Genomic DNA, 20,424 nt, shown 5'->3' with positions numbered 1-20,424 from the left:
CCTGGCAGCGCATTCCTACCGTGCCGATCGGGTCCGGGCGTTCGGGTGCCCGGAGAAGAACTGCCACCGCGGTCCTCCCACCGGCGGTGGCGCCGCGATGAACGTAGAGGAGAAGAAGGCGTGCGAATCCTCGTCCTCGGGGGCGACGGCTACCTTGGCTGGCCGACCGCTCTGCACCTGTCCGACCGCGGCCACGAGGTGGCGGTGGCCGACAACTTCGCCCGGCGCGGCTACGACCACGAGATGGGCGTGCAGAGCCTGGTGCCCATCGAGCCGATGCAGACCCGCATCGACGCGTGGCACGAGGTGTCGGGCAAGAGCATCAAGTCCTACTACGGCGACCTGGTCGACGCGGACTTCACCTACGAGATGGTGCGGGACTTCCGCCCGGACACCATCGTGCACTTCGCGGAGCAGCGCGCCGCGCCGTACTCGATGATCGACCGCAAGCACGCGGTCTACACCCAGCAGAACAACGTGGTCGGCAACCTCAACGTGCTGTTCGCGATCCAGGAGATCGACCCGTCGATCCACCTGGTGAAGCTGGGCACGATGGGCGAGTACGGGACGCCGAACATCGACATCGAGGAAGGCTGGCTGGAGGTCACGCACAAGGGGCGGACCGACCGGATGCTGTTCCCGAAGAAGCCGGGCTCCTTCTACCACCTGAGCAAGGTGCACGACAGCCACAACATCGAGTTCGCCTGCCGCATCTGGGGCCTGCGCGCCACCGACCTCAACCAGGGAGTGGTGTACGGGCAGGAGACGCCGCAGACGGCGCGGGACCCGCGGTTGGCGACGCGCTTCGACTACGACGCGATCTTCGGCACGGTGCTGAACCGCTTCGTCATCCAGGCGGTGCTGGGCCACCCGCTGACGGTGTACGGCAGCGGCGGGCAGACCCGCGGGCTCATCGACATCCGGGACACCGTGGAGTGCATCCGGCTGGCGGCGGAGAACCCGGCGGACGCCGGCGAGTTCCGGGTGTTCAACCAGATGACGGAGAGCTTCTCGGTCGGGGAGATCGCGAAGGTCGTCGCGAACTGCTTCGACGGCGGCGTCGAGGTGGAGCACCTGGAGAACCCGCGCGTCGAGCAGTCCGAGCACCACTACAACGTGGTGCACACCGGGCTGGTCGAGCTGGGCCTGGAGCCGCACCTGCTGTCGAACACGCTGATCGACTCGTTGTTCGGGATCGCGAAGGCGCACGTGGACCGGGTGGACCTCGCGGCTATGCGCCCGACGGTGCAGTGGCGGACCGGTTCCAGCCCGATGCGCGCGGACGGCTGAGCGGGCGGAGCCGTCACGGTGACGGAGGTGCGTCGGGCCGCCGTCCCCGGTTCGTAGCCCAACTGTGCGCTGAAAGACCTGGAATATTCCAAGTTTCGCGTGCACACTGAAGCCACGCGTCGTTGATCCTTCATCGGTGGTGCCGGTCGCCCGCCGATGGGGGTTCAACCGGCCGTTCCCCCGGTTCCCGGGCGGAGATGACGCGGCCATGTCGGTGGCCGCAGGTACGGGGAGCGGCGTCCCGGGCGCGGGAATGCACGGCACTCTCGCACCCGGGGCGCCTACCGCGTGTCGGGGGGCTTCCACACGGCCTACCGAACCGTAGCCCTTTCGTATGACTCACGCGATACGACACGTGGGTAAAGCTGACGCTCCGTGTGTCACCGGTAGCCGCACAACCTCTGGTCGAGAGCGACCCGCATGACGACGCCCCCCCGCGAACCCCTGTCGCGGACGGGCGTCGTGCTGCGCGCGCTCAGCTGCCGACCGGCTCGCTCGCCTCTTCCTCCGGCAGCTCCTCCCGCCGGTCGCGCACGATCTGCGCCACCGTGAACGCCAGCGCGGCGACCCAGGCCACCACGATCACCGCGTAGATCACCGCGGGCGCGGGCAGCTCGAACGCCTTGATCAGGGTGCGGGCGTTGGTGAGCACGATCAGCCCGCCCGCGCCCACGCCGATCAGCCGCATCGGCACGATCCGCACCAGGTAGGCCGCCAGCGGCGCGGCGATCACGCCGCCGATCAGCAGCGCGCCCACCGTCGCCCAGGACAGCGGCTCGTCGGCCAGCGAGATGATGAAACCGAGGCTGGCCGCCACCGCGATGAGGAACTCGCTGGTGTCCACCGAGCCCACGACCTTGCGCGGTTCGACCTTGCCGGTGCTCAGCAGCGTGGGGGTCGCCACCGGACCCCAGCCACCGCCGCCGGTCGCGTCGACGAAGCCCGCGACCAGCCCGAGCGGCGCGAGCAGCTTCGAACTCACCCCGGTGAGCTGCTTGCGGCGCAGCGGGCGCAGCGCGAAGCGCAGCAGCACGTACAGGCCCAGCACGAGCAGGATGGTGGACATCCACGGCTCGGCCGCCTCGGTGGACAGGTTGCTCAGCGCGGTCGCGCCGAGGAACGCGCCGACGGCCCCGGGCACGCCGAGGATGAGCACGACCCGCCAGTCGACGTTGCCGAACTTCCAGTGCGAGAGGCCGGAGGCGGCGGAGGTGCCGATCTCGGCCAGGTGCACCGAGGCGGAGGCCACGGCGGGCGTGAGCCCGGCCGTGAGCAGGATGGTCGTGGAAGTCACCCCGTAGGCCATGCCGAGGGAACCATCGACGAGCTGGGCGATGAATCCGCCGAGCGCGAAGATCAAGAAGGTCTGCACGATCTCTCCGTGGGTGGCGTGCGCGAGCACCCCGTTCTTCGCGCGCGCGGGCGCCGGGGTGGTGCGGTGGGTCGGTTCGGGCGCGGGCGGACGCGTCGGGAGACCTGCCGGGCAGGGGAGACGCCGTCGCCGCGGCTCAGCGCGCCCGGATGCGGGCGGCGGCCGTGCGGGTGTTCAGCTGCGGGGTCGACATCCCGCGGAGCTGACGCGCAGCAGGTCGACGTGCAGGCGCTGGACAAGCAGGCCCCACTGGTCACCACGCGTCATGCAGTCAGTGAATCAGATCAAACCTTCGTGCGATACGAGCTTCCCAGAGTGCGGGAGGTTCCGGGCTCGTGGTTACTCGCCGGTTACTTGAGGTCGACAGCCGGGTGAGGGGCCTTGGTGGCGGTGCTTGTGCGCAAGACCACTTTCGGGGCTTCGCGGTCTTGGTCGGTGACCCACCGGGCCTTCGGTGCCGGGGTCGGTGCGCCCTTCTCGCTGCTGGGTCGCGGGGCGCCCGCGGTTCCGGGCGGTCCGCGGCGGACCTCCGTGACCGATGGGCTGCGCTGCGTGGTCGCCGGCTCCGTGCCCAGGAGGAATCACCGATCGCGCGGACGTGATCGCGGCGAGTCGTCGATCTTCTGCCGCCGGTGCCTCGCCGGAGTCGGTGATCGGCCCCGGAAGATCACGGACGTTATCGGATGGTCATCTATTTCAGTCACGCAAAGTGTGCGACTTGCGGCTGATTGCGAGCTGTACATCCACCTAAAGGGCTATCGCTTGATGCTGCCGATGACCCGCAGCTACCTTTTTCGCTGAGAACGTCACGGTTCGATCACGAACAGGACTCGCCCCCGAAGAGTCCACCCGCACCCCCGGCGGGAGTGATCGGACCACCCCCCCCGAAGACGGAAAGGCGACCATGGCCAAGCACCGGCAGGAGAGCGGCCACACCCCGAAGCCCGCTCTCCGGGAGTCCTTGCTGAACTCCTTCCGGCCGCGTTCCGAGCGCGGCAACTCCCGGGTCCCCGCCCGGAACAAGATCGCCGCGGCCGTCGTCGCGGCAGGCGCGTTCGCCGCCGTCGGCCAGCCGCTGGCCGCCAACGCGGACAAGAGCGACGAGAACCAGGCCGTCCGCCCGGTCGCCGAACAGCACGCCGCCGCGCAGCAGCAGCTCGCGGCCGCCGTGAACGGCACCCCCGAGGCCGAGGCCGCGGTCCGGCTGCTCCCGCAGCAGTCCCCCGAGCCCGCGCAGGACGAGGCGCAGAAGGTGGCCAAGGGCCGCGAGATCGCCCAGCAGCGCGCCCAGGCCGCCGCCGACCAGAAGGCGGCGAAGGAGGCCGCGGACGCGAAGGCCGCCGCGGCGAAGAAGGCCGAGCTGGCGAAGGAAGCCGAGGTCCCGGCGAAGCCGGCCGCGGCTCAGCCCGCCAAGGCGGGCGGTGGCTACGTCAAGCCCGCCGACGGCACCTTCACCTCCGGTTTCGGCTCCCGCTGGGGCAGCACCCACAAGGGCATCGACATCGCCAACAGCATCGGCACCCCGATCGTCAGCGTCAGCGACGGCGAGGTCATCAACGCGGGCCCGGCCAGCGGCTTCGGCCAGTGGGTGCGGGTGCAGCACAACGACGGCACGATCACCGTCTACGGCCACGTGAACACGATCGACGTGAGCGTCGGCGAGCAGGTCAAGGCCGGCGACAAGATCGCCACGATCGGCAACAAGGGCCAGTCCACCGGCCCGCACCTGCACTTCGAGGTCATCCAGAGCGGCAGCAAGATCAACCCGCTGCCGTGGCTGCAGCAGCACGGGATCTCCGTGAAGTGAGCCCCGGGGCCGGGCGGTACCACCGCCGCCCGGCCCGCCGGGCACCAGACCGGCCGCCCGAGGTTCGGAGTCACCCCCGACCGTGCCTCGGGTGGCCTTCCCACCGGGAAGTCCGACCCCCGTCAGTCCGTCGTGGACTCGGCGGGGGTTTCGGCGTTCTCCAGCCGTTCGCGCAGCCAGCCGAGGGTGCGCGAGAGCAGCCGGGACACGTGCATCTGGGAGATGCCGATCTGCTCGGCGATCTGCGTCTGGGTCATCGAGCGGAAGAACCGCATCACCAGGATCCGCCGTTCCCGTTCGTCGAGCTCGGCCAGCAGCGGCCGGATCGTCTCCCGGTTCTCCACTTCGGCCAGTTCGGCGTCATCGGACCCGATGGCCGCGCCCAGCGGGATCTCGTCGGTCGCGGTGAGCAGTTCGTCCAGCGAGGCGCTGCGGTAGGCGTTGCCCGCCTCCAGCCCGCGGAACACGTCGTCCCGGCTGATGCCGAGGTGCTCGGCGAGCTCGCTGGGCGTGGGCGCCCGCCCGAGCTCCTGGGACTGCCGGGCGATGGCCGAGGACACCGACAGGTGCAGCTCCTGGAGCCTGCGCGGCATCCGCACCGCCCAGCCGGTGTCGCGGAAGTGCCTGCGGACCTCGCCCATGATCGTGGGCACCGCGAAGGACAGGAAGTCGACGCCGCGGTCCGGGTCGAACCGGTCCACGGCGTTGATCAGTCCGAGGGTGGCGACCTGGGTGAGGTCCTCCTGCGCCTCGCCGCGATGGCTGAAGCGGCGAGCGATGTGCTCGGCCACCGGCAGGTGCTCGGTGACCAGCCGGTCCCGCAGCCGCTCCCGGCGCGGGTCGTCCTTCCCCACACCCGCGAGTTCGGCGAACAGGGGCGCCAGTTCGTCGTAGCGTTGATGTCGCGAGTGGGAGGCGTGATCGGAATCCGCCTGCTTCACTCGTGGGCCCGTCCCTTGGTCAGATCGATGCGGACCAAGTGGCCGGTGCCGGAGTCCGCGTCGGATTCCACCGAGGTTGACACACTGTCGGTCAGCGCGCTGAGCACGCGCCAGCTGAAGGTGTCCTCCCGGGCGCCTTGCGCGCGGTCGCTGACCACGGAGGCGGACAGGCTCAGCCCGAGCTCGTCGGTCTGGAACCGGCACACCAGCTGCCTGCCGTCCGAGGCGAGCCGGATCAGCGAGGAGCACGCCTCGTCCACGGCCAGCCGCAGGTCGGCGATCGAGTCGACGTCGAAGTCGGCACGCATCGCCAGGTCCCCGGTCACCGCCCGCAGGACCGACAGCTGGGACGCGTCCGCGGCCACCCGCACTTCGACGACGGATTCGGCCGGGGCGGAGTCGGATCGCGGCGGCGGAGCGGTCCGCTCACCGCGGGCGGGCTGTGGTGCTGACACTGATACACCTCGCTTTGCGCTGGGAGATCTCGTTCCGGGGTCGGAGCCCGGCACTGCCTGCCGCACTCCCGATCCCGTTCGCGCACCGGGTTCTGATCGCATCACACGCTCCCGCGCTCGGGTGCGGCCGGTGCCGCCGCGCGGCGCATCCGCGTCGCGGACGCCGCCGGCCGCCCGGTCGGGTGCTTGCGATTACCACTACTCACCGTCACCTCATACCCGGTGCGGTGGCCGGGCAAACGGGTGTTCCAGCCCGCCGCCCGTGCAGCGGCTAGACCAGGCTGATCCAGTAGGACCAGAACGCCTGCAGCACGAGTACCACGATCACCAGATACCACACCAGCAGCGCGAAGCTGTGGAACTTGGCCAGCGCCGCGCCCAGCGCCCGCCCGCCACCGAGGTGGCCGGAGCGCAGCACGTGCAGCGTGGTGTACCAGAAGATCGGGATGGTGACGGCCCACACGACCATGCAGTACGGGCACAGCGCGCCGATCTCGTACAGGCTCTGCACGATCAGCCAGTGCACGAACACGACGCCGAGCGTGCTGCCCAGCTGGAGGCCCAGCCAGAACCAGCGCGGAGCGGTCAGCCCGGCCAGCAGCGCGGCACCGGCGGCCATCAGCGCCGGGAACGCGGCCACCCCGATCAGCGGGTTGGGGAAGCCGAACAGCGCGGCCTGCGCGCTGTCCATCACCGAACCGCAGGAGATGATCGGGTTCAGGCTGCACGACGGGACGTAGTTCGGGTCGCCCAGCTTGTTGATCTTCTCGATGGTGAGCGCGAACGCGCTGACGAGCCCGATCGCGCCGCCGATCACGTACAGCCAGCCGAGCCCGCGCGCGGGGGCGTGCGCGGGAGCGGGTGCGGCGGCGCGGGCCTGCTCGGTGGCGGTCACTTCGCCAGCTCCTGGTTCAGCTTGTCCCGCAGCTGGTTGACGACGTCGGCGTACGTGGTGCCCTTGTCCGTGCTGGGCTCCCACTTCTGGCCGTTGATGAAGAAGCTGGGCGTGCCCTCGACCCCGGCGGTCTTGGCGTCGGCCTGGTCCTTCTTGATCCGGTCGGCGACCTGCTGGGACTCCTGGTCGGCCTTGAACTTGGCGACGTCGAGCCCGAGCTGCTGGGCGTGCTGGTCGAAGACCTTCTCCGCACGGGCCTCGTCGTCGCTCACGTTCTGCCCGTCGGGCGCGACGGCCCAGGCGGAGTAGTCGTCGTAGAGGGCGTGGTACATCTCCTTGTACTTGCCCTGCACGCCCGCCGCTTCGGCGGCCTTCGCGGCGGATTCCGCCAGCGGGTGGGCCTTGGCGATCGGGAAGTTCCGGTTCACGAAGGTGATGCGGCCCGCGAACTCCTGCTCGATCTGCTTCGTCACGCCCGTGTAGTACTGCCAGCAGGCGGGGCACTGGAAGTCGAGGAACTCGGCGACGGTGACCTTGCCGTCGGGGGATTCGGAGAGCTTGTTGCTGTCGGGGTGCGCGACGACGGTGCTGAGGTCGGGCGCGCCGTTGCCGCCCTGGCTCGCGTCGTCCTTCTGGCCCGCGGAGTAGAGCAGGATCCCGCCCACGACGAGCAGCGCGGCCACCACGACCACGATGCTCAAGATCATGTTGGTGGAGGGGCCGCTCTTCTTCAGCAGCGGGTTCGTTGTCTTCGGCATCGCTTCGTGCACCTTCGGCGGTCGGCTCGCGCGGGTGTTCCCGCACCTGCGGCAGAGAGATCCAGTTTCCCCCACCAACACGAAAGTGTGAGAGAGCGGGTGGTCACGGGACCGCCCTGCCCACTACGGGTATACCGCATCGGTGACGGAGTCCGATGTGCTCGACCTGGTGGACGCGGGACTGCGCCCGCTGCTGCGGCGGTGGACGGGGGACTGGCTGGCTCCCGCGTTGGCCACCCGCACCGCGACCCGCTTCTCCGATCCGGACTGGCTGTTCGAGCGCAAGCTCGACGGGGTGCGCGTCGTCGCGGCCCGCACCGGCGGCGCCCCCGTGCTGTGGTCGCGCAACCACAACCGGGTCGACACGGCCTACCCGGAGCTGGTGGACGCGCTGCGGTCCCAGCCGGACCGGTTCGTGGTGGACGGTGAGGTGGTGGCCTTCGACGGCGGCCGCACCAGCTTCGCCAGGCTGCAGCACCGGATGCACGTGTCCGACCCGCGGGCCGCCCGGCGCAGCGGGGTGGCGGTGCACTACTACCTGTTCGACCTGATGGCGATCGGCGACGTGGACGTCACCCGGCTGCCGCTGCGGATCCGCAAGCGGCTGCTGGCGGAGTGCTTCGAGTTCGCCGAACCGCTGCGGCTCACCGAGCACCGGCGCGGCGACGGCGAGGAGTTCTACCGGCAGGCCTGCGCCCGCGGCTGGGAGGGGTTGATCGCGAAGCGGGCCGACCGGCCGTACCGCAGCGGCCGCACCCGGGATTGGCTGAAGCTCCCGTGCACCTCGCAGCAGGAGTTCGTCGTCGGCGGGTTCACCGAGCCGAAGGGCTCGCGGTCCGGCTTCGGCGCGCTGCTCGTCGGCTACTTCGAGCAGGGCGAGCTGCGGTACGCGGGCAAGGTCGGCACCGGGTACGACGAGGCGACGCTGCGGGAGCTGCGGGGGAGGCTGGACGCGCTGGCCCGGCGGGAACCGCCGTTCGCCGACCGCATCCCGGAACGGGAGGCGCGGTGGGCGGAACCGGAGCTCGTCGCCGAGGTGGGGTTCACCGAGTGGACGGCGGACGGACGGCTGCGGCACCCGAGGTTCCTGGGGCTGCGCAACGACAAGGCGGCGTCGGAGGTGGTGCGGGAGGGCTGACGCCTGCCTCCGGAGATCCCGGCGTTCCGGGCTCGCCCGAGGCAGGCCGCCGCGGTCCCCGTCACCTCAGGACGCTGACCACCGCGCTGTTCTGCGGTACGGGCTGAGGTTGGGACCATGCGGCGAGCACGACGGTCGCCAGGACCATCATCACCGTTCCGACAACCGACACGATGGTGCGGCTGCTGATCTGCATGGTTCGCGCCCCGCTTTTCTGGAGGAGTGGATCTGCTGCTGGTTTCGGCGCCGAGTCCCGGGGACGCGCGGTCCGCCTGATCCGTTCTCCACCGCCTCGGGACCTGCTGGGGTGACCCCGGTTCCGGTGGAGGAGACGTCGCCGCGAACTCGACTGCCACAGGGCATGTCGCCGCACTCCGACAATACGTTACGTGGCCGAAATATTCCCTGGTGGCGTCCGTCTCGCCCACGTGAGGGAAGGCTCGGTGCGGAGTCGTGGCGGAGCGCCGACGGACCACCGCGCAACGGCGGTCACCGCTCCCAGAACCCCTGCTGGTCCAGCCGCCGGATCACGACCTGGCCGTGGTGCGCGAGGTGCTCGTGCATCGCCCGCCGCGCCGCCTCCGGGTCGCGGTTGTGCAGCGCGCGCAGGATCGCCCGGTGCTCCGACCCGGTCGTCTCCGCGTGGTCCTCGGTGGCCGCCAGCAGCTCGCGCGGCACGTACCGGGACGTCAGCTGCACGAACCAGGCGAGCTTCGCCGAATCGGCGATGTCGTAGATGGCGTGGTGGAACCGCAGGTCCAGCTCCGCCGCGTCGCCGATGCCGAACCGCCCGGCGTGCTCCAGCTCGGCCTGCACCTCCTCCAGCCCGGCGAGCTGCCCGACGCTGATCAGCGCGGCGGTCCGCGCGGCCAGCTCACCGGCGATGGCGGCCTGCACGCGGCTGGTGTCCTCGATGTCCTTTCGGTTCAGCGGCAGCACGGTGAACCCGCGGCGCGGTTCCAGCTCGACGAAGCCCTCGCCGCGCAGCGCCAGCAGCGCCTCGCGCACGGGGGTGACGCTGACGCCGATCTCCTCGGCGAGCCGCTCCAGGTGCAGGTGTTCGCCCTTGCGCAGCCGGCCGGTCACTATCCGGTCGCGGATCCGGGAGGCCACCTCGTCGGAGAGCTGGGCGCGGGGTCGTCGGTGGGGCAGTCCTGCTCCGGGCATCGCTCTCTCGATCGTCGCCTGATTTCGATCGTCCCCGCTCGATCGTGCTGGGGGTGCGCCGCCCGTCGCGCGCGGCGTTGCTGCTGCGAACTTGATACCAGGCGGGCGGTACGACCGGATCGCTGCTCGTGGTCCGGCGGGTATCGTCGCAGGACGTGGCCGCCGATCCCGCTCGTCCGGTGCCCGATCCGGGGCACGCGATCACGCATTCGCTGGCGGCGGCCCGGCTCGGGGACGCCGAGGCGCTCGCCGGCCGGTTGATGGGCGCGATCTTCACCGACAATCCGGAGTGGACCGACTACCGCCCGGTGCCCCGCGAGGACCTCTACGACGGCTGCCGCCGCTACCTGCAACGGGTCCTGGAGATCCTCAGCGGTGCTGCGGGCGACCCGGACGGCGACGACGTGGCCGCGGAGATCGGCCGCCGCCGCGCCGAGCAGGGCGTGCCGCTGGAGGTCATGCTGCGCACCTTCCGGCTCGGCGGCCGGATCGTGTGGGAGGCCATCGTCGAGCAGGCGCACGCCGATCGCGCCGATCCGGACGTGGTGCTGGGCGCGGCGACGTCGATGTGGACGGTGATCGACGGGCTGTCCTCGACGCTGTCCACCTCGTACCGCAACACCGAGCTGGAGCGGCTGCGCCGCGACGACCAGCGCAGGCACGCGCTGGTGGAGGACCTGCTCAGCGGCCGCGCCCGGGACGCCGCCTTCGCGCAGCGGACCGCGAAGGAGCTGGACCTGCCCACCGGCGGCCGCTACCTGGTCGTGGTCGCCGAGATGCGCGCCGACGGCAGCTTCGCGCTCAGCGGCCAGCACGATGCGTTGGGCGGGGTGCACATCCGATCGGTGTGGCAAGTGCGCGCGGACACACTGGTGGGGCTGGTGGCGCTGGAGCAGCGGGACCCGGCGGGTGCCTTGGACGTGCTGCGGCCGCTGGCGCGCGGCAGGGTCGCGGCCTCGCCGGAGGTGCGCGGGCTCGCCGAGGTGGGGCTGGCCCACCAGCTCGCGGTCACGGCGATGGGCACCGTCCCGCACGGGGCGGCGCAGCTGGTGTCGCTGGACCGGCACTACCCGGAGGCGCTGCTGGTGCAGTCCCCTGAGCTGGCACGACGCCTGCTGGACTCGCAGCTGGGGCCGTTGCTGGAGCTGCCGGTCAAGGAGCGGGACATGCTGCTGGAGACGCTGACCGCGTGGCTGGAGGAGAACTGCTCCACGGCGAACGCGGCGCTGCGGCTGCACTGCCACCGCAACACGGTGCTCAACCGGCTGCACCGGATCAGCACCTTGATCGGGCGGTCGCTGCAGGGCCGGGCCGCGTACGTGTCGCTGTCGCTGGCGCTGTCGGCACTACACCTGCGGGACGGGCTGCGCGACTAAGCCGCGGAACGAATTTTTCGCGTTTTTCCGCTATCCGCGAGGGGCACGGGTTTTCCGGGGTCGCGCGCGCTAGGATCTCACCGACCGTGAGATTCGATCACCTGGAGTGCTGACCGAGGCTGAGATTGTGCGGAGTGCACAGCGACCGTCGTCGAAGTCTGGGCGGTCGCGCATAGCGCGGAAGTGGCAGCGCTCACGACACTCTGAGTGAGAATCACCCGATATTCACCCGGCTGCGAACCCGCCCGATGGCGCGGTGTCGTCAGGGCTGGTGCGGCTCGAAGGAGCACATCGAAGTGCAGGAATACGACCTCCTCGTAGTGGGCGGCGGCCCCGGCGGTTACGTCGCCGCGATCCGGGCCGCGCAGCGCGGCCTCAAGGTGGCCGTGGTCGAGAAGGAACGGCCCGGTGGCGTCTGCCTGAACTGGGGCTGCATCCCGACCAAGGCGATGCTGCGTTCCGCCGAGGTCTACGAGACGGTGCTGCACGCCGCGGACTTCGGCATCCGCGCGGAGAACGTGGGCCTGGACTACGACGCCATCACCCGCCGCAAGGACGGCGTGGTGAAGGGCCTGACCGACGGCGTCGCGGGCCTGCTCAAGGCGAACGGCGTCACCGTCGTCAACGGCCACGCCAAGTTCACCGGCCCGACCACCGTCGACGTGTACGCGGTCGGCGAGTCGGCGCTCGGCGCGAACGGCCCGCGCTACGCCGCCGAGCCCGCGGGCGACGAGCCCGTCGACCGGATCAGCGCGCGCGACGTCATCGTCGCGACCGGTTCGGTCCCGGTCCAGCTGCCGCTGCCCGGCGCGGAGCTGCCCGGCGTGATCACCTCCGACGGCGCGTTCGGCCTCACCGAGGTGCCCGGCAAGCTCGCCGTCATCGGCGGCAGCGCGGTCGGCGCCGAGTGGGCGAGCCTGTTCAACGCCCTCGGCAGCGAGGTCACCATCATCGAGATGCAGCCGACGCTGGTGCCCGCCGAGGACGCCGAGATCGGCAAGGCCCTCGGCCGCTCCTTCTCCAAGCGCGGCGTGCAGGTGCTCACCGGCGCCACCGTCTCCAAGATCGAGGAGGGCGGGAAGGACGCCGCCCTGAAGGTCTCGGTGGACGGCGCGAAGGTCTCCGAGGTCGACGCGGACGTGGTGCTGGTCGGCGTGGGCCGCAAGCCCAACACCGCATCCCTGGACCTGGCCGCCGCCGGCGTCGAGGTCGACGGCCGCGGGTTCGTGCAGGTGGACGAGAAGCTGCGCACCAACGTCGAGCACGTCTACGCGATCGGCGACGTCACCGGCAAGGCGCTGCTCGCGCACGTCGCCTCGCACCAGGGCGTCGTGGCCGCCGAGACCATCGCGGGCCACCACGCCTCGATCGACTACGGCGTCATCCCCGCGGCGACGTTCACCCACCCGGAGATCGCCAGCGTCGGGCTGACCGAGAAGCAGGCCACCGAGGCCGGTCACCAGGTGGTGGCCGCGAAGTTCCCGTTCGCCGCGCTGGGCCGCGCCCAGACCTTCGGCGACACCGAGGGCTTCATGAAGATCGTGGCGGGTGAGCAGTACGGCGAGGTCCTCGGCGTGCACGTGTTCGGTCCGTCCGCCAGCGACCTGATCACCGAGGGCGCGCTCGCGATCACCTTGGAGGCGACGCTCGACGAGCTCGCCGAGACGATCCACGCGCACCCGACGCTCGGCGAGATCGGCATGGAGGCGGCGATGACCGCCCTCGGCCTGCCGGTGCACACCGCCCCGCCGAAGAAGCGTTGATCCACCCGTTCCGCTCCTCGCACCGAAAGGGTTCCGTGATGGCTGAGACCGCGACCCGCACCAAGCCCGCCACCCGCGCGAAGACGACCCGCCGCAGCACGGCGAAGTCGGCCAAGTCCGGCGCGTTCTCCGGCGAGTCGGCCGAGCTGCTGCGCGGCTACTTCCAGCAGATGACGCTGATCCGCCGCTTCGAGGAGCGGGCCGCGCAGGGCTACACCCAGGCCAAGATCGGTGGCTACTGCCACCTGAACCTGGGTGAGGAGGCCACCGTCGTCGGCCTGATGTCGGCGCTGCGCAAGACGGACCTGCTGTTCACGAACTACCGCGAGCACGGCTACGCGCTGGCCAAGGGCATCGAGCCCGGCCGCGTGATGGCCGAGCTGTACGGCCGCACCACCGGCACCTCCAAGGGCTGGGGCGGTTCGATGCACATGTTCGACGTGGAGGCCGGGCTGCTCGGCGGCTACGGCATCGTCGGCGGCCAGATCCCGCTGGCGACCGGCGCGGCGATGGCCATCGACTACCGCGACGGCGACCAGGTCGTGATGTGCCAGATGGGCGACGGCACCACCAACATCGGTGCGTTCCACGAGGCGCTGAACATCGCGGCGCTGTGGAACCTGCCGGTCGTGTTCGTCGTGGTGAACAACTTCCTGGGCATGGGCACCACGGTGGAGAAGTCCTCCGCGGAGTCCGAGCTGTACAAGCGCGCGTCCGCGTACCGGATGCACGGCGAGCGCGTGGACGGCAACGACGTGCTGGCGGTCCGCGACGCGGCGACGCGCCTGGTGGAGCGGGCCCGCGAGTCGGGCGGCCCGGCGCTGCTGGAGGCGGTCAGCCACCGCCTCAAGGGCCACTCGGTGGTCGACCCGGCGAAGTACCGCAGCGAGGAGTCGGTGCAGGAGGCCCGCGAGCACGACCCGGTGGTGACCTTCCGGGCGCGGCTGGTCGAGGCCGGTGTGCTCGACGAGGACGGCGCGCAGGAGATCGAGCGGCTCGCGCAGGCCGACGCGGACGCGGCGGTGGCCTTCGCCGACGACAGCCCGCACCCCGAGGTCTCGACGCTGTTCGACTACACCTACGCCACCCCGGTCGCCAACGACTCCCGCCGGCTGCCCGCCGACCCGGTGTTCTGAGGCGACCCACCCCTTCCTTCCGAGCCGCCGCGCGGCGCTCGGCGGTGACCCCGCCGGGTGCCGCCGGTGGCATGTCTTCTGGAGAAACGACTCTTGGCCGTCATCACCTACCGCCAGGCGCTGCACGACACCCTGCGCGACGAGATGCACCGCGACGACGACGTGTTCCTCATCGGTGAGGAGATCGGCGTCTTCGAGGGCTCCTACAAGATCACCGCCGGGCTGCTGCAGGAGTTCGGCGAAAAGCGGGTGCGCGACACCCCGATCGCGGAGGAGGGCTTCGTCGGTGCCGCGGTGGGCGCCGCGATGTTGGGGCTGCGCCCGGTCGTGGAGCTCATGACGATCAACTTCTCGCTGGTGGCGCTGGACCAGATCGTCAACCACGCGGCGAAGATCTACGGCATGTTCGGCGGCCAGACCAGCGTGCCGATGGTGCTGCGCACGCCCGGTGGCGGCGGCCAGCAGCTGGGTGCGACGCACTCGCAGAACATCGAGCTGTACTACGCGTTCGTGCCGGGCCTGAAGGTCGTGGCGCCGAGCACGCCGGCGGACGCGAAGGCGCTGCTGCTGGCCTCCATCCGGGACGACGACCCGGTGCTGTTCCTGGAGAACCTGGCGCTCTACAACACCAAGGGCGAGGTCCCGGACCACGTGGAGCCCGCCGAGATCGGCAAGGCCGCGGTGACCCGCGAGGGCAGCGACATCACGATCATCGGCTACTCGCGGATGGCGGGGGTGGCCACCCAGGTCGCGGAGAAGCTGCACGACGAGGACGGCATCAACGCGGAGGTCGTGGACCTGCGCAGCCTGCGCCCGCTGGACCGGGAGACGATCGTGAACTCGGTGCGCAAGACCGGGTGCGCGGTGGTCGCCGAGGACGACTGGCTGACCTACGGGATCGGCGCGGAGATCGCCGCGTCCATCTCGGACGGCGCGTTCGACTACCTGGACGCCCCGGTGCGCCGCGTCGCGGCCGCGGAGGTGCCGCTGCCGTACGCGAAGCCGCTGGAGCGGGCCGCGCTGCCGTCCGCCGAGTCGCTCACGACGGCGGTGCGCGAGACTCTCGACGCCGTCGGCCGCCGCCGCTGAGCTCGACCTGGGTCGTGCGTTCGGGTCGGACCCCGGGAGCCACGACGAGCCGGTTCACCATGAAGTCTTGAGAGTTCCCGAGGAATGTGCAGATGACTGAGATCCAGATGCCCCGCCTGTCCGACACCATGGAGGAAGGCGTCATCGCCGCCTGGCGCAAGAAGGTGGGCGATTCGATCGAGCGCGGCGAGGTCGTCGCGGACATCGAGACCGACAAGGCCATCATGGAGCTGGAGGCCTTCGACGCAGGCGTGCTGGAGAAGCTGCTGGTCGAGGAGGGGCAGACGGTTCCGATCGGCACGCCGATCGCGGTGGTGGGCGACGGTTCGGGTGCGGCGGCGGAGTCGGCGGCCGCGCCGGCCCCGGCCGCCGAGGAGCAGGCGGAACCCGCTCCGGCCGCCGCTCCGGCGGAGGAGCCCGCCGAGTCCGCGGCTCCGGCGAACGGCAGCTCGGTCGCCGAGGGCTCCAAGCCGAAGGCGTCGCCGCTGGCGAAGGCCGTCGCGAAGGACCTGGGCGTGGATCTCGCCGCGGTGCGGGGTTCCGGTCCCGGTGGCCGGATCATCCGCGCCGACATCGAGGCCGCGGCGTCCTCGGCCCCGGCTCCGGCGGCCGCCCCGGCTCCGGCCGCGCCCGCTCCGGCTCCGGTCCAGCAGGTGGCGACTCCGGCGGACGCCGAGGAGGTGCCGCTGAGCAACATCCGCAAGGTCACCGCGAAGCGGCTCACCGAGAGCAAGCAGCAGGCCCCGCACTTCTACCTGACGAGCGCGATCGACGTGACCGAGCTGGTCGCGTTCCGCGCGCAGCTCAACGAGCGGCTGCAGGCGGCGGGCGGCCCGAAGGTCAGCATCAACGACCTGGTGGTGAAGGCGGTCGCCACGGCGCTGCGCGCGAACCCGTCGGTGAACGTGTCCTTCGGCGGCGACAAGCTGATCAAGCACAAGCGGATCAACCTGGGCGTCGCGGTGGCCATCGAGGACGGGCTGATCGTGCCGGTCATCCCGGACGCGGACCGCAAGAGCGTTTCGGAGATCGCCACCGAGGGCCGGGAGAAGGCCGGGCGCGCCCGCGAGGGCAAACTGAAGCTGGACGAGATGTCCGGTGGCACCTTCACCATCTCGAACCTGGGCATGTTCGGCATCGAGCAGTTCTCCGCGGTGATCAACCCGCCGGAGGCGGGAATCCTCGCGGTGGGTGCGGCCAAGGACGAGCTGCAGCTGCGCGACGGCGAGGTGGTGGCCCGCAAGATCCTGCGGGTGACGCTGTCCGCCGACCACCGCGCGATCGACGGCGCCGTGGGTGCCGCGTTCCTGCAGCAGTTCACCGCGCTGCTGGAGGACCCGCTGCGCATCATCGCCTGACGCGCGAACTCCGACGGCCCGCCCGCCCCGTGCTCCGGGGTGAGCGGCCCGTCGCTCGTTCCAGGTGAGTGGCCCACCAGCCCGGTCTCGTCGGTCGAGTGGGCCGCTCACCTGATCAGAGTTTCAGGGGCCCGGTCAGAGTTCCAGGGGCCAGTGGTGCGGGCCGGTGCTGATCCGGTGGGTGCCGTCGGGGTGGACGGTGAGGGTGCAGCGATCGGGGGCGGGGCGACCGGCGTCCCGCCACCAGGCGTGCGCGGCTTCGACCTCGTCCCAGAGCTCGCGCGGCCCGAGCTGCAGCACCGGCCACGGATGCTCGTCGCGGATCATGCCGACGCGCGCCCAGGATCCGGTGCGGCGGTCGTGCAGTTCGACGTCGCGGTGCCGCTCGTCGCGGTCCTCGACGGTGAGGTGGCAGTGCGGTACCCGGAGCCCGATGGTGAAGGCGGCGCGGGAGAACTCGACCACCTCGTACAGCTCCGGACCGCGCAGCGCGGTGCTGCTGCGCCGCGCCGCGCGGAGTTCGTCCTCGGCCGGTTCGAGGTGGTGCCTGCGCTCCTGCCGCAGCCGCATGAACGAGAGCCGCGTGCCGCAGCGCCCGGTGGCCGAGCCGTCCGGCCGCACGTCCAGCCTGGTGAGCGCGTCTTCGCCGTAGTCGGTTCCCCACGGCAGCAGCACCAGTCCGCCGACGCGGGTCTGCTCGATCCAGGCGCGCGGGACGGCGCGCGCCGAGGCCGTCGCGATGACCCGGTCGTGGGGCGCACCGGGCGGGTGCCCGGCCGCGCCGTCGCCGGTGATCACGTCCACGTCGTGGCCGGTGGCGGCGAGCACGTCCCGGGCTCGGGCGGCGAGTCCCGGGTCGATCTCCACCGAGGTCACCTGACCGTGCGGGCCCACCCGGTCGCGCAGCAGCGCGGCGTTCCACCCGGTTCCGGTGCCGATCTCCAGGACGCGCAGGCCCGGTCGCAGGTCCAGCGCGTCGAGCATCTCGGCGACGAGCGAGGGCTTGCTGCACGAGCTCGTCGGCGTCCGCGCGTCGCCGCCGGGTTCGCCGTCCTCGACCTGCGTCACGACCGGTTCGTCGGCGTCGACCAGTGCGTGCCAGCGCGCGGGTTCCCGGTCGAGGGAGACCGGGGTGAAACCGTCCGATTCGGGGTCGTCGTCCCAGATCACCGGCGGGATGAATGCGCTGCGCGCGGTCCGGAGCGGAGCCTTGTCGTCCACCGCGGACTACTTCTCGCGCTCCGGACCTTCGTGCTTGTTCCCGTCGTCGTCCGTCCCCCACGTCTCCCACTTGTCCGGTTGCGGCGTGCCCTGCCCGTCCCGGTCGGCGTCCCGTCGGCCCATCGCTTCGCCCTTCCTGCATCGGAACCGCGTCGAATTCCAGGGTGCCGGAGCCGTCAGGCGAGGTGGGAGGTGCTGCGGGGTGAACCGGTTGGCGAGATCGAGTGCGGTGAACTTCCTTGATCGACGGGTGGGGGAGTGCTACGCCGCTTCGGCGGCGAGCTCGTGGGTGATCAGCGGGGTCACCTCGATGTCGGCCCAGGGCCAGATCGGCAGGGCGGACAGGATCGCGTGCAGCTGTTCGGCGTCGTCGGCGACCCAGACGCCGACGTTGGCCCGCTTGCCGACGACCGTCCAGAAGTGCCGGATCACGCCGTCGGCGAGCAGTTCGCGGCCGCGCGCCTTCTCGCGGGTGATCACGTCCTCGCGTTCGGCGGCGGGGAGTTCGAAGACGCGGGCGACGTCGACCTGGACGAGGAATTCCACGGGTGCTCCTGTGCATTGGTGGCCGGGCGGCGTGCCCGGCCGGGTGCCGTCACCATACATCGAAGTTCGACGAACTTCGAACTAGTAGGATCGAGCGCATGGCGCGCAACCCCGACCACCCGGACCTGCGGGACGTCCGGCTCGACCGGATCTTCGCCGCGCTCGGCGACCAGGCGCGGCTGCGGATCGTCGCGGTGCTCGCCGACCGCGCCGAGCACCAGCGGGAGGACTTCGCGGTGGAGGTCGGGCCCTCGACGCTCAGCCACCACATGAAGGTGCTGCGGGAGGCGGGCTTGGTGCGCTGCCGGTTCGAAGGCACCCGCTGCTTCGTGTCGCTGCGCGCCGACGTGCTGCAGCGCCACGACACCGCGCTCGACGGCGTGCTGCGCTCGCTGGTGCGGGAATCGGCCTGAGCGTCCCGATCCGCGTACGCTCGATCTTCGAGCAGGTGGAACGAGGAGGGGTGCCGACGTGGGTGTCGTGTCCGTCGCCGGACGGTGGGTCAACAAGGTCGTCGCGCCGGTGGTCCTGCGGTGCGGGAAGTGGCCCGAGACCGGCCGCACGAGCATGGCGGTCGCGTCCTACGCGGGCCGCAAGTCCGGCCGGGAGTTCACGCTCGTCGTCGCGATCCGCCGCACCGAGTCCGGTGCCACCATCGCCGTCGAACTGCCCGACCAGAAGCGCTGGTGGCGCAACTTCCTGCAGCCCGGCCCGCTCACCATCGACATCGGCGGCGACCGCCGCACCGGCCGGGCCCGCGCCGTCCGCGACGACGACGGCAAGGTCAAGCTCCACGTCGAACTCGACTGAGTGGGCACCCCGGCCGGATCGGCCGACCCGGCCGGGGAACGTGCCTCAGGCCTCGAAACGGCCGTCCTTGAGCGCGCTGATGAAGGCCGACCACTGCTCGGAGGACGCGGTCAAGGCGCCGCCGTCCCTGTCCTTCGAATCGCGGATTCCAGCGCGCCCGGCCAGCCTGCCGACCTCGACGCAATTGGTCTGTCCGCCGCTGTAGCTCGACTTCCGCCACAGGTCGTTGTTCCCGGTGTTCACGCGTTCGCCCTCTCCTGCCGCAACTTCTCGATGAACTCCGCCGATTCTTCGTGAGTCAGGGCGTGTTCGTGAAGTAGGGGAAGGGCATTCCGGTACTGGGCCACCGCTTTGCCGTCGGTCAACGTCGACGACGAACCGTAGTGCTCCAGGTGGACCACCGGCTTCGCCTGGTCGAATTCGATCAACAGCCACGAGCCGCAGAGGAGCGGCGCCAGGGCGAGGCCGAGCGGGAGGACGTGCAACGACACGTTCTTCAGGTCGGCGGAGCGGGACAACTGGTGGAGCTGGTCGGACATCGTCTGGTCCGGGCATGGCGGGTATCGGAGTGCGGCTTCCCCGATGAACGCGACCAGCTTCTTCGTCGGCCCGCTGGTGAGCACGTGCTGCCTGCCGACGCGAACCTGTGCGCTCTGCTCGGCTGTGCCGCGGGATGCGCCGAAGGCGGTGAGGATGTGGCGCGCGTAGTCGTAGGTCTGCAGCAGGCCCGGAATCATCAGCGGCTCGACGTTGGTGATCTCCGATGCGGTGCGTTCGTATTCGGTCAGCATGGCGAGCTGCTTGTCCGTGCCGGGTGCGACCCAGTTCGGGTCGGCGGCGTCCCGGGCGAGTTCCAGGAGTCGTTCGCGTTCGAAGCCGTGGACTCCGAGGACTGCGAGCACGGTCGCGGTGTCCGTCTCGGACGGGGTGAGCTTTCCCGTCTCCCATCGGGACACGTGCGAGTTGCTGCGTCCGATCAGGTCGGCGAGCTCTCGGGTGTTGATGCCTTTCCTGTTCCGCGCCACTCGGAGCTCGGCGCCGAGCGCACGCGCCCTTGGTGTGTCCGCACTGCTCGCCATGCGGTACATCGTAGGTGGTCACGCGGTGCTTGAGCCGATCACCCGAACGTGGATCTTGCGCTGACCTTGATGTGCATTGATAGTTGGTGCATGCACCAAGGGCGTCCATCGCATCCGCGATGTGGCGGAGAGCAAGGAGGTTCGAAAGTGGAACAGCAGCGATCGATCGGTCCCGCCACCTCGTTCCCGGCGCGGGTCCGGTACCGGGCCGGAGCGGCGGGGG

General features: G+C 70.8%; 22 protein-coding genes. 10 read left to right on the top strand and 12 right to left on the bottom strand.

Translation table 11 applies throughout. The features are described from left to right. Window positions 1–120: 120 nt before the first annotated feature. A complete protein-coding gene (locus LCD33_RS20490) occupies window positions 121–1,290 on the top strand; it encodes an NAD-dependent epimerase/dehydratase family protein (protein ID WP_224959962.1) in 1,170 nt (389 codons plus the stop codon). Window positions 1,291–1,765: 475 nt separating this feature from the next. Here LCD33_RS20490 and LCD33_RS20485 read toward each other — a convergent pair whose 3' ends face one another. Next, window positions 1,766–2,662, bottom strand: a complete 897-nt coding sequence (locus LCD33_RS20485) for a sulfite exporter TauE/SafE family protein (protein WP_224959960.1) — start codon at window positions 2,660–2,662, stop codon at window positions 1,766–1,768. 174 nt (window positions 2,663–2,836) lie between these two features. Beyond that, window positions 2,837–2,929, bottom strand: a complete 93-nt coding sequence (locus tag LCD33_RS29640; RefSeq protein WP_373690029.1) for a putative leader peptide — start codon at window positions 2,927–2,929, stop codon at window positions 2,837–2,839. A 637-nt stretch (window positions 2,930–3,566) separates the two neighbouring features. Between LCD33_RS29640 and LCD33_RS20480 the strand changes: the two genes are divergently transcribed. Continuing rightward, window positions 3,567–4,469, top strand: a complete 903-nt coding sequence (locus LCD33_RS20480; protein WP_224978159.1) for a M23 family metallopeptidase — start codon at window positions 3,567–3,569, stop codon at window positions 4,467–4,469. A gap of 122 nt (window positions 4,470–4,591) precedes the next feature. Here the strand turns inward: LCD33_RS20480 and LCD33_RS20475 are convergent, their stop codons facing one another. The 4 genes from LCD33_RS20475 to LCD33_RS20460 all read right to left on the bottom strand — a co-directional run bounded on the left by LCD33_RS20475 (window position 4,592) and on the right by LCD33_RS20460 (window position 7,518). Beyond that, window positions 4,592–5,410, bottom strand: a complete 819-nt coding sequence (locus tag LCD33_RS20475; protein WP_224959952.1) for a SigB/SigF/SigG family RNA polymerase sigma factor — start codon at window positions 5,408–5,410, stop codon at window positions 4,592–4,594. Beyond that, window positions 5,407–5,865: an ATP-binding protein gene (locus LCD33_RS20470; RefSeq protein WP_308011308.1), complete on the bottom strand. Its 459-nt coding sequence runs from the start codon at window positions 5,863–5,865 to the stop codon at window positions 5,407–5,409. Before LCD33_RS20470 ends, LCD33_RS20475 begins: the two co-directional genes overlap by 4 nt. 271 nt (window positions 5,866–6,136) lie before the next feature. Beyond that, window positions 6,137–6,760, bottom strand: a complete 624-nt coding sequence (locus LCD33_RS20465; RefSeq protein ID WP_224959949.1) for a vitamin K epoxide reductase family protein — start codon at window positions 6,758–6,760, stop codon at window positions 6,137–6,139. Further along, window positions 6,757–7,518, bottom strand: coding sequence for a thioredoxin domain-containing protein (locus tag LCD33_RS20460; protein ID WP_224959947.1), 762 nt, complete (start codon window positions 7,516–7,518; stop codon window positions 6,757–6,759). The genes LCD33_RS20465 and LCD33_RS20460 overlap by 4 nt, the downstream gene beginning before the upstream one ends. A gap of 181 nt (window positions 7,519–7,699) precedes the next feature. Between LCD33_RS20460 and ligD the strand changes: the two genes are divergently transcribed. Beyond that, window positions 7,700–8,656 (top strand): non-homologous end-joining DNA ligase, encoded by a 957-nt coding sequence (gene ligD / locus LCD33_RS20455; protein WP_374201669.1) that lies wholly within the window; start codon window positions 7,700–7,702, stop codon window positions 8,654–8,656. Between the two features lie 61 nt (window positions 8,657–8,717). Here ligD and LCD33_RS29015 read toward each other — a convergent pair whose 3' ends face one another. Both LCD33_RS29015 and LCD33_RS20450 read right to left on the bottom strand, forming a co-directional pair. Then, on the bottom strand, window positions 8,718–8,852 hold the full coding sequence (locus LCD33_RS29015; RefSeq protein ID WP_255615043.1) for an archaellin/type IV pilin N-terminal domain-containing protein: 135 nt from the start codon (window positions 8,850–8,852) through the stop codon (window positions 8,718–8,720). Window positions 8,853–9,145: 293 nt separating this feature from the next. Further along, complete coding sequence (locus LCD33_RS20450; RefSeq protein WP_224959945.1) at window positions 9,146–9,823, bottom strand: GntR family transcriptional regulator; 678 nt, start codon at window positions 9,821–9,823, stop codon at window positions 9,146–9,148. Between the two features lie 155 nt (window positions 9,824–9,978). Here LCD33_RS20450 and LCD33_RS20445 point away from each other — a divergent pair, with 155 nt between their 5' ends. From LCD33_RS20445 to LCD33_RS20425, 5 genes are all read left to right on the top strand, one after another. After that, on the top strand, window positions 9,979–11,199 hold the full coding sequence (locus LCD33_RS20445; RefSeq protein WP_224959943.1) for a CdaR family transcriptional regulator: 1,221 nt from the start codon (window positions 9,979–9,981) through the stop codon (window positions 11,197–11,199). Between the two features lie 296 nt (window positions 11,200–11,495). Further along, window positions 11,496–12,962 (top strand): dihydrolipoyl dehydrogenase, encoded by a 1,467-nt coding sequence (gene lpdA, locus LCD33_RS20440; RefSeq protein ID WP_224959941.1) that lies wholly within the window; start codon window positions 11,496–11,498, stop codon window positions 12,960–12,962. Between the two features lie 38 nt (window positions 12,963–13,000). Beyond that, window positions 13,001–14,098 carry a pyruvate dehydrogenase (acetyl-transferring) E1 component subunit alpha gene (gene pdhA, locus LCD33_RS20435; protein WP_224978158.1) on the top strand — a complete coding sequence of 366 codons (1,098 nt, stop codon included), beginning with the start codon at window positions 13,001–13,003 and terminating at the stop codon, window positions 14,096–14,098. A gap of 93 nt (window positions 14,099–14,191) precedes the next feature. Next, the gene (locus LCD33_RS20430) at window positions 14,192–15,187 is read left to right on the top strand and encodes an alpha-ketoacid dehydrogenase subunit beta (RefSeq protein ID WP_224959937.1); all 996 of its coding nucleotides are present in this window, start codon (window positions 14,192–14,194) and stop codon (window positions 15,185–15,187) included. 92 nt (window positions 15,188–15,279) lie between these two features. Next, entirely contained in the window at window positions 15,280–16,545 is a 1,266-nt protein-coding gene (locus LCD33_RS20425) for a dihydrolipoamide acetyltransferase family protein (RefSeq protein WP_224959935.1), read from the top strand. 135 nt (window positions 16,546–16,680) lie between these two features. On the opposite strand, the gene LCD33_RS20420 is transcribed toward LCD33_RS20425, so the two are convergent. Beyond that, complete coding sequence (locus LCD33_RS20420; protein WP_224966922.1) at window positions 16,681–17,766, bottom strand: methyltransferase domain-containing protein; 1,086 nt, start codon at window positions 17,764–17,766, stop codon at window positions 16,681–16,683. A gap of 261 nt (window positions 17,767–18,027) precedes the next feature. After that, on the bottom strand, window positions 18,028–18,312 hold the full coding sequence (locus tag LCD33_RS20415) for a muconolactone Delta-isomerase (RefSeq protein ID WP_224958991.1): 285 nt from the start codon (window positions 18,310–18,312) through the stop codon (window positions 18,028–18,030). Between the two features lie 98 nt (window positions 18,313–18,410). Between LCD33_RS20415 and LCD33_RS20410 the strand changes: the two genes are divergently transcribed. After that, complete coding sequence (locus LCD33_RS20410; RefSeq protein WP_224978157.1) at window positions 18,411–18,725, top strand: helix-turn-helix transcriptional regulator; 315 nt, start codon at window positions 18,411–18,413, stop codon at window positions 18,723–18,725. A gap of 58 nt (window positions 18,726–18,783) precedes the next feature. Beyond that, the gene (locus LCD33_RS20405) at window positions 18,784–19,122 is read left to right on the top strand and encodes a hypothetical protein (RefSeq protein WP_224978156.1); all 339 of its coding nucleotides are present in this window, start codon (window positions 18,784–18,786) and stop codon (window positions 19,120–19,122) included. Window positions 19,123–19,167: 45 nt separating this feature from the next. Here the strand turns inward: LCD33_RS20405 and LCD33_RS20400 are convergent, their stop codons facing one another. After that, the gene (locus tag LCD33_RS20400) at window positions 19,168–19,365 is read right to left on the bottom strand and encodes a DUF397 domain-containing protein (RefSeq protein WP_224978155.1); all 198 of its coding nucleotides are present in this window, start codon (window positions 19,363–19,365) and stop codon (window positions 19,168–19,170) included. Next, window positions 19,362–20,210: a helix-turn-helix transcriptional regulator gene (locus LCD33_RS20395; RefSeq protein WP_224978154.1), complete on the bottom strand. Its 849-nt coding sequence runs from the start codon at window positions 20,208–20,210 to the stop codon at window positions 19,362–19,364. Before LCD33_RS20395 ends, LCD33_RS20400 begins: the two co-directional genes overlap by 4 nt. Window positions 20,211–20,424 lie beyond the last annotated feature (214 nt).

Origin of the sequence: Saccharopolyspora sp. 7B (assembly GCF_020177435.1) — a bacterium.
GTDB classification, from domain to species: Bacteria; Actinomycetota; Actinomycetes; order Mycobacteriales; family Pseudonocardiaceae; genus Saccharopolyspora_C; species Saccharopolyspora_C gregorii.
The sequence above is the reverse complement of the archived record's forward strand: the minus strand, read 5'-3'. Positions and strand labels throughout refer to the sequence as shown.